At 41.7% G+C, this 7859-nt stretch carries 5 protein-coding genes and 2 pseudogenes; 3 read left to right on the forward strand and 4 right to left on the reverse strand.

Going from position 1 to position 7859, the window contains the following annotated elements; translation table 11 throughout:
- Together VB740_RS16000 and VB740_RS16005 are read right to left on the reverse strand one after the other, a co-directional pair.
- A pseudogene (locus VB740_RS16000) lies at nucleotides 1-1597 on the reverse strand (ribosome assembly protein 4); the annotation flags it as partial.
- A gap of 205 nt (nucleotides 1598-1802) precedes the next feature.
- Nucleotides 1803-3152, reverse strand: a complete 1350-nt coding sequence (locus VB740_RS16005; protein WP_323200958.1) for an ATP-binding protein — start codon at nucleotides 3150-3152, stop codon at nucleotides 1803-1805.
- A gap of 78 nt (nucleotides 3153-3230) precedes the next feature.
- On the opposite strand from VB740_RS16005, the gene VB740_RS16010 reads away from it, so the two are divergent.
- Nucleotides 3231-4322 (forward strand): 2-aminoethylphosphonate aminotransferase, encoded by a 1092-nt coding sequence (locus tag VB740_RS16010; RefSeq protein ID WP_323200959.1) that lies wholly within the window; start codon nucleotides 3231-3233, stop codon nucleotides 4320-4322.
- Between the two features lie 87 nt (nucleotides 4323-4409).
- On the opposite strand, the gene VB740_RS16015 is transcribed toward VB740_RS16010, so the two are convergent.
- Together VB740_RS16015 and VB740_RS16020 are read right to left on the reverse strand one after the other, a co-directional pair.
- Nucleotides 4410-4865 (reverse strand): cupin domain-containing protein, encoded by a 456-nt coding sequence (locus VB740_RS16015; protein WP_323200960.1) that lies wholly within the window; start codon nucleotides 4863-4865, stop codon nucleotides 4410-4412.
- A 297-nt stretch (nucleotides 4866-5162) separates the two neighbouring features.
- Entirely contained in the window at nucleotides 5163-5942 is a 780-nt protein-coding gene (locus tag VB740_RS16020; protein WP_323200961.1) for an isochorismatase family cysteine hydrolase, read from the reverse strand.
- 80 nt (nucleotides 5943-6022) lie between these two features.
- On the opposite strand from VB740_RS16020, the gene VB740_RS16025 reads away from it, so the two are divergent.
- Both VB740_RS16025 and VB740_RS16030 read left to right on the forward strand, forming a co-directional pair.
- The gene (locus VB740_RS16025) at nucleotides 6023-7423 is read left to right on the forward strand and encodes an amidohydrolase (protein WP_323200962.1); all 1401 of its coding nucleotides are present in this window, start codon (nucleotides 6023-6025) and stop codon (nucleotides 7421-7423) included.
- A gap of 198 nt (nucleotides 7424-7621) precedes the next feature.
- Nucleotides 7622-7714, forward strand: a pseudogene (locus VB740_RS16030) (transposase); the annotation flags it as partial.
- Nucleotides 7715-7859 lie beyond the last annotated feature (145 nt).

The following is a 7859-nucleotide window of genomic DNA, read 5'->3' on the forward strand; positions in this document are numbered from 1 at the left end:
CCGATTGCCCATGAATTACTATCAACTTATAATCAGGGCGACCCATGCGTTCAATCAAACGCTCTACATCTAATAGGCGACCAGATGCAGCAATTTCTGGGGCAATATTCCCTTGGGGAGAATTTGAGCGCAATGTCTCGACAAATGCCTGTTTTGTAGCTTCTAACCTACCCGCACCAATAAAAGCCCGCAAGCCAAATTGCTGTTCAATGGAATGCTGTTGCTGTTTAATTTTGTATGCTTCGAGATATTCTTTCTGCTCAAAGTAAAGCTGCTGCAAAAACCTGAGAATATCCAAGTAAAGCTTGACATCTTCTAGAGGATTACCGACATCACTAGCATTTTCTAAGCTGAGAGTTGCCTGTTTAATTTCACCTAAATGGTATTGAGAACGACCTAAAATAAACTGATATAAGCTCAAATCTTTTGATTCTAAAACCCTTTCGGGGATATCTGATAAAATCTCTGATATATTTGCTGATTGCTGATTATGAATTGCCGCAAAAACTTCCAAGGCTTGCTTAACTAACTGATTTGCTTGAACCCAATTATTTTGAGCCAAAGCCACTTCAGCTAAAAAACCGTAATCTTTGGCTAATTCTCTTAGCTGGTTGTGATTTCGATGGATTACTAAAGCTTGTTGCGAAAGACTCCCCAAGGTTTCCCACTGTTGCAAGTCTCGCATGATATCACCAAATTTAACTACTGCACTAGCAATTAAATCTGGACTGTTGAACTGGTAAATAAAATTAATATATTCTTGAATATAATGCCAAGTTGCTTGCCAATCTGGATGAGTGATATCTTGATGTTTAAAAGCTTTGAGATAATAGCAAAAGCCAATCTCACCGAGGATTTTTCCCTGCAATTTTAAATTATTAGTTTGCTGCCAAAGTTTGTAAGCTTTATGATAATGCTCTAACGCCGAATCTTTTTGATTATTTACCTGTTTAATAAAACCTAACAAAGATTCTAAATTAGCTTGCATTTCCAAATTATAAACATCTGGACTTTTAATTAAATATATTTGCGCCGCTTCTAATTCCTTTTCCAGTTTGATATATTCATCTACGCTAATTTTTAAGTTATTACTAAACCATTGATTAGCTGTTTGGATGATAAAATCTACTAATTCCTGTGTTGAGATGGCAAAATTTCTCGTAGTTGCCCAACTTTCTAAATCTGGCGCAAGTTGTATTAGTTGTTTGTAGATTTCATCGTCAATCCACAAGACTAAGGGAAAAGCAAAATTCTTGCGAAAATCTTCTCGCACCTGATTTGCAGAAGTTAACATCACAGACAAATTCTGCACTGATTCCAAACCCACAACCATCACACAGGCTGGTATTTCTGCGCCGAATTCTTCCTGAATCGCAGTATAAAGAGTCCTGTGAGATTGCTGCACCGTCAAGACACGAATTTCAACTTGACAAATTTCTTGCAATCTTTGGATGAGGCGATCGCGCAAGCTAGCATAATTACACCGTGCCAATATCAGTTTAAACTGACCCACAGAGGATTCGATCGCCCAAGCTAATTGTTTCAGAGAGCGCTCGTTGTTTACATGGTCATCTTTTGGTGGTTGCTGTGGACTCATAGAGCTAATATGCTTTTCAGGTGCGGATTTTTACCAGATATTTTGACGTTGAGTTAACATATCCCGCCTTGCACTTAAGTGCAAGGCTAATAGCTGAAGTCCACTATAAGTGGACTGGAAGGAATTATTAGTCCTCTTGAGAGGACTTTAGCTATTAGCCTGGGAATTTATTCCCAGGCGGGTGAGTGGGTAAGCGAAAGATACTTTACTGCAACTCTCTGGCTTCAGCCAAGATGGGATTAACATCAAACCAAGACTGGCCACCATCCCGATATTCAAAGACAAACCGACTGCGGATCAATTTTTGATATCCGTGGTCATCACTCACCTTTTTCCTTTCTTTGACATGACGTAACAATTGCCACTCATCATCAGAAATCGGTAACATGATTTCATTCCGCCGAGAACGAATCACTTCCTCTAAAGTTTCACCGGTTAAGGGAAGACTCATCTCTTCCATAATCCAGGTATTTAGCAGCCTCAGCACATCGCGCACATGACCACCACTCATTTTACATAAGCGTTCTAGGCTAGCGGCACTATCAAAAATCTCGGTAACTTTATTTAAACGCTCCTCTGGTGTTATATCAGGAAAAGCTCTAGCAAGTACCATCTGCTGCATGAGTGCCATTCCCTCTGTATGAACACTGCCATCAGTCTTTTGTACAGGTACCATCGGTAACACCTTGGGGTCTTCTGGGAAACGCTGAGTTAGCATTCCGTAATCGTTGGAAAACTTCAAAGCCAAGGGCATAGTGTAGAGTAAATGACAATTAAGCCTTGTCAAAAACTCACCTTGATCGACAAATAAATATTCCTGCTGCGGACGACCCCAAGGTTTGACACGATTATCTATGCGGTCAAGATTATCGACAATTACCACTAGACCATTTTTACCCTGCTGTTTGAGTTTAGCCACGGCAGGTTCCAATAATTCTTGATTAATCGCTTCTAGCAGTTTAGTTTTTTGCGGTGCTAAATACTGATTGAGTTTTTCTCGCAGGGTTGGGTCATTTTTCATCTTGCTAGTGATTTCACCAATGCCCACAGACAGAGAAAGCTTATCTTTTTCAGAGGTGACACCAAAATCGCCGACATTCGGAACCTTTACTTTTACTCCCGTCACCTCGGAGTTTAAGACCCTCCAAGCACCTTGCAGCAACTCATTAAACTTGTTAGGTTCCCCCAGGGTAATTTTATCCAAACTTTGACTTACCCGCCGAGCGATCGCTAGCAGCACGTCAGCAATATCGACATCGGTCATCTCCAAGTCTTCACTAGACTCAAAATAGACGACGTGGAAGCCTAACTTTTCCAGTTCTGCTTGTAATCGTAATAGTTCTGTCGATTTTCCACAACCAATATGCCCAGTAAATAAAGTGCAAGTGGGTTCATTAGGTTTAAAAAAGGTAATTTTCTGCTTCAGCTTGCCGAGAATATCACCACCCCGGACTGAGGAAAAATCTATGTAATACTTGGCATCAGAGCTATTGTTGACAAACAGAGTTCTGCTGGGATCGCTAGCCTGATAAAATTTCCGTAAATCTATGGGCATAGTGCTGGTAGTGCAATTATCTCGTATTGTCCTAGATATTCTGGTTCAAAATACAAACTTTTAATTTATTAATGCCCAATGCCCAATGACAAAATGATTTTACTAAATCCCGGCCCCGTCAATTTAAGCGATCGCGTCAGAAATGCCCTGTTGCGTCCTGATTTATGTCACCGTGAGGTGGAATTTTCTCAACTTCAAAGCAGAATCCGCGAACAACTACTTCAAGTTTATGGTCTTGGAAGCGACTGGGCAGCAGTTCTCCTCACCGGTTCTGGAACAGCCGCGATGGAAGCGATGATTAGCAGTTTAGTACCCACAAACGGGAAATTACTAGTAATTGAAAACGGTGTATATGGCGAACGACTATCCAAAATCGCCAAAATCCACGGCATTGATTACATCACACTTTCCCATCCTTGGGATGCCGAAATAGATATCAAAGCTTTAGTCAAACTCTTGGATGAAAAGGCCGACATCACCCACCTTGCTGTCGTTCATCATGAGACTACCACCGGTCGCCTAAATAATTTAGCGGAACTTGCGCCAATTTGCCAAGAACGCCGCATCAAACTATTAGTAGATGCAGTCAGCAGCTTTGGTGCTGAGGAATTAAATTTTGCCGATTGGGGGATCACCGCTTGCGCTGCAACAGCCAATAAATGTCTGCATGGCGTCCCCGGAGTGTCCTTTGTCATCCTGCGACGGGATGCACTGCCGTCAGTAGACACAATTCCCCGCACCTTATATTTAGATTTAGGAACCTATTGCCAGCAGCAAGACCGAGGCGGCACACCGTTTACGCAATCAGTACAAACATTTTATGCCTTAACAGAAGCTTTGCAAGAAATGGCAGAAGCAGGAGGTTGGCGTGTCAGATACAACCATTACAACCAACTTGCCAGCTTAGTCAGAGACGGGTTAGCCTCAATAGGAATTAAACCCCTACTTCCTCTTGGCAGTTCATCCGTTGTCTTGAATGCCTACCACTTGCCAGACGGTTTTAGCTATGAAGAATTTCATGACCAACTGAAAGCACAGGACTATATCATTTATTCTGGACAAGGAAATTTAGCTCAATCTATTTTCCGAGTATCGACAATGGGAGCTATTACCCACGCTGACATGGAACGCTTTGTTGCCGTTGTTAAACAAATTATTGGTAATTTATAATATTCTCTCGCTCCCATAAGTAGTATGGGAACGAAAAACCAATCTCTGGATGATTATTTGCTCCTCCTGACTCCTGCCTCCTTCAATTTAACAGGGCATCAAAGCATCAAATCTCCCCAATACTGCCATATCTTCTTCATCTAATTCCGACGGAATTCCACTGCGAATCAATTCCGAAAAGTCTTCATTAGGAATCATAACAGTCAACGTATACAAGCGAGTGGAACCAGTGTTTTTAAGCAAATGAGTTCCAGTGGGAGGCACTAATAAACTATCTCCAGCTTTGATCATGGCACTCTTGCCGTCACATACGGCGATCCCTTCCCCTTTGAGGACGAAAAACATTTCCACCGCCCACTGATGGCGATTTGGGGGTGTTTGTCCACCAACATCAAAAATTTCTATGCAGCAAGTCAAAGAAGTATTAGCATTTGTCGAATCAAAGATAATTGCTAATCGATTAGAGGCGTCGGAACTGATGCGATATACTTGGTAATCTTTGGTAGATTTGATAACCGGAATTACACAACGAGTAGCGTACATTTATTTATCCCCTCTGAAGTTATCGATGGGTATGAAAATTGCTAAAATGCGAGCCTTAAATCACAGAATTTTAGATTTTAAATTTTAGATTTTGGATTAAACGCTCACACCAAAGTCTAAAATTTAAAAAAGTCTGAGAGCAAGCGAATTCAAACGCGAGAACAAATCTAAAATTATTGAGCGGATATGATATAGAGCATTCATGCATGGAATCAATCTAAAATCTAAAATCGTTCGACTGAGCGACTCGTGCCGAGCGGAGCCGAGGTAAGCCGAAGTCCAAAATCCAAAATTGATTCACTCCTCACCCTTTTGCAGCGCTGTTAAAATTTCTTGCGAGTCAGTGACAAAACCGAAGCATTGTTTGACATTGTACAATGTCGCCAGCCAACAATATTCAGGAGAAGTGGTAGCGGTACAGTCTTTAACTAATACGCAGTCATATCCTAAGAAGCTGGCATCACATAAGGTAGCTAGCACACATTGATCGGCATTAACACCAGCAAAAAATAATGTTGTCTTTCCCAGATTCCGCAAAATACTATCTAATGGTGTATCCCAAAACCCACTCATGCGGTATTTGTCTACACAAATATCTTCGGGAATCTGTTCTAGTTCGTCTACTACTGCTGCGGCCCAACTACCTGCCATGAGTACTCTAGCACCATTGCTTGGCAGTGGATCGCCCAATCCCACACCCTCCCCTGTGGGATTATAGACGTGACGCGAAGCAGCACTAATATTGAGCAAATCGGGGCGATTTCCCCAATTTATCCAAATTACTGGAACACCAGCCTCACGCAGTTCTGGAAGTAAGTTGTTCAAAGGTTCAATAGGCTGACGCGCTGGAGTTACGTCCACGCCGATATGCGCTAGCCAGCCATCAGGGTGACAGAAGTCGTTTTGCATATCAATGACGAGGATAGCAGCTTTTGCCAAGTCTAGGCGCAGGGTTTTAGTTTCTGTTGATAAAATAACGGGTTGTGGGGTTTTTTGAGGACGTGTGATATCTGCGATCGCATCATTCACTGTCCACGCATTTGGTGGAACTCCCAATGTCCGTAATGGTAAATTCATAAAATTGCAATACCAACACCATTTTCTATCTTGTAACTTGAAATTCAGTTCAAAATACAATTACTTAATTAAGGTTAAATATGGTAAATTTCACTATTCAGAATGTTTTGATTGCCGTCAGTGATGATTATGCAACGGTAGATGTACAGATTGTAGATGGTGTGATCGCAGCCATTGCTCCCAATCTACAAGTAATCGGCACTGCCATAGATGGCAAAAATAAACTATTGCTACCTGGCTTTTTCAATGCCCACACCCACTCATCAGAGATGTGGCAACGAGGAATCATGTCAACGTTCCCTTTAGAGTTATGGTTAGCGGAACTTTATGATTTTGCCCCCCTCGATCCCGAACAGGTTTATCTCAGCGCTTTGGGAACGGCGGTGGAAACCTTACTTTCCGGCGGGACGAGTGTAGTAGATCACCTGGTTTTAATTCCCGGACTTGAGTTAGAAACGATCGCCATTGCCACTCGCGCTTACAGAGAAGTGGGAATTCGCGCCTTTATCGCCCCCTTAATTCAAGATGAATCCCTTACCGCAGGTATGCCATCGGGGGAATCAGCCCAAAATCATGAACCTTATTTTCGCTCAACTGCGGCAACATTGGAAATCATCGAAGAAGCAGTAAGGCAATTTCATCGTCCAGATGAGGGTATAAATATTTTAGTTGCACCAACAGGGATTCAATTGTGTACTGATGCTTTATTTGAGGGGTGTACTGAGTTAAGCGATCGCTACAATCTTTGTCGTCACTCCCATTTACTCGAAACCAGGGCACAGGAGAAACTCGCCCAAGAGAAGTACGGTTGTACTGCTGTGGAACATTTGAAAAGAATCGGATATTTGAGCGATCGTACTTCACTTGCCCATTGCGTTTGGTTAAATGATGCTGATATCGCCATCCTCGCCGAAACTCAATCTACAGTCGTCCATAATCCCTTAAGTAATCTGCGTTTAGGTAGTGGCATCGCCCCCATTTTAAAATATCGCCAAGCTGGAGTAAATGTAACTTTTGGTTGTGATGGTGCTTCTAGTAATGACTCTCAAGATTTGCTAGAAGCCATCAAAATGGGTTCTATCTTGCACAATGTTACAGACTCAGATTATCAACACTGGATTACGCCCAGACAAGCAGTGGAGATGGCATCTTTGGGAGGTGCAAAGGGGCTAAATATAGCAGATAAACTCGGTTCTTTAACTGTAGGTAAACAAGCCGATTTGGTACTTTATGACCTCACCAATTTATCATTATTACCCCGTACAGATCCTATTGGTTTGCTAGTTTTAGGGCGTCCTACTAATGTTGTCGATAGTGCTTGGGTTAATGGTAAGCAAATTGTTGCTGATGGCGAAATTACCACAATTAACGTTGATGAATTACGGCAAGAATTATTTAATCGTAGTCAATGGGAGACAAAACGCAAGTCTGAAACCGTCGCGCAAATTGAGTCTCATTATCGGACGGTTATGGGGTTGTAAAACACAAGTAGACACGAGAGACACTATAAAATAGTAAAAATTTCTGGTTCTTCAGTACTTGTTATGCCAAACTATTAGCTAAGTATTGTAATATTATGTTGAAAAGCATATCAAATAATAACTCTACTGTGCAGTATTAGTAGATTTAGATACATCCAATCTGATTGCAATTTTAGGCGATGCCTACGGCGGGCTACGCAACTTAAACTGATTAAACGTTCTGGATATGGATTTAGAAACTTTGAAAATTTCAGAGTTAGATGTTTATTAAATTGGCATTCTTTTTATTAGTTTGGCATAATGCTGCGTACTGTCCACAAAATTACATCAGCAAACGCCGCCGCCTGATCATTTGTACCACCTTGCGTTCCGCGTCCGGCGAACTCTGCTGTTGCTTTTCCTTTTTCGGCATCACGAGAGCCAAAAAATACTTCAT

The organism is Nostoc sp. UHCC 0251, assembly GCF_034932245.1.
In the GTDB taxonomy this organism is placed as follows: Bacteria; Cyanobacteriota; Cyanobacteriia; order Cyanobacteriales; family Nostocaceae; genus Nostoc.

Bases quoted from the DNA above. Each gene is read 5' to 3' on its own strand.
- VB740_RS16005 (WP_323200958.1), bottom strand. From the start codon at position 3,152: ATGCCCATAGATTTACGGAAATTTTATCAGGCTAGCGATCCCAGCAGA.
- VB740_RS16010 (WP_323200959.1), top strand. From the start codon at position 3,231: ATGCCCAATGACAAAATGATTTTACTAAATCCCGGCCCCGTCAATTTA.
- VB740_RS16015 (WP_323200960.1), bottom strand. From the start codon at position 4,865: ATGTACGCTACTCGTTGTGTAATTCCGGTTATCAAATCTACCAAAGAT.
- VB740_RS16020 (WP_323200961.1), bottom strand. From the start codon at position 5,942: ATGAATTTACCATTACGGACATTGGGAGTTCCACCAAATGCGTGGACA.
- VB740_RS16025 (WP_323200962.1), top strand. From the start codon at position 6,023: ATGGTAAATTTCACTATTCAGAATGTTTTGATTGCCGTCAGTGATGAT.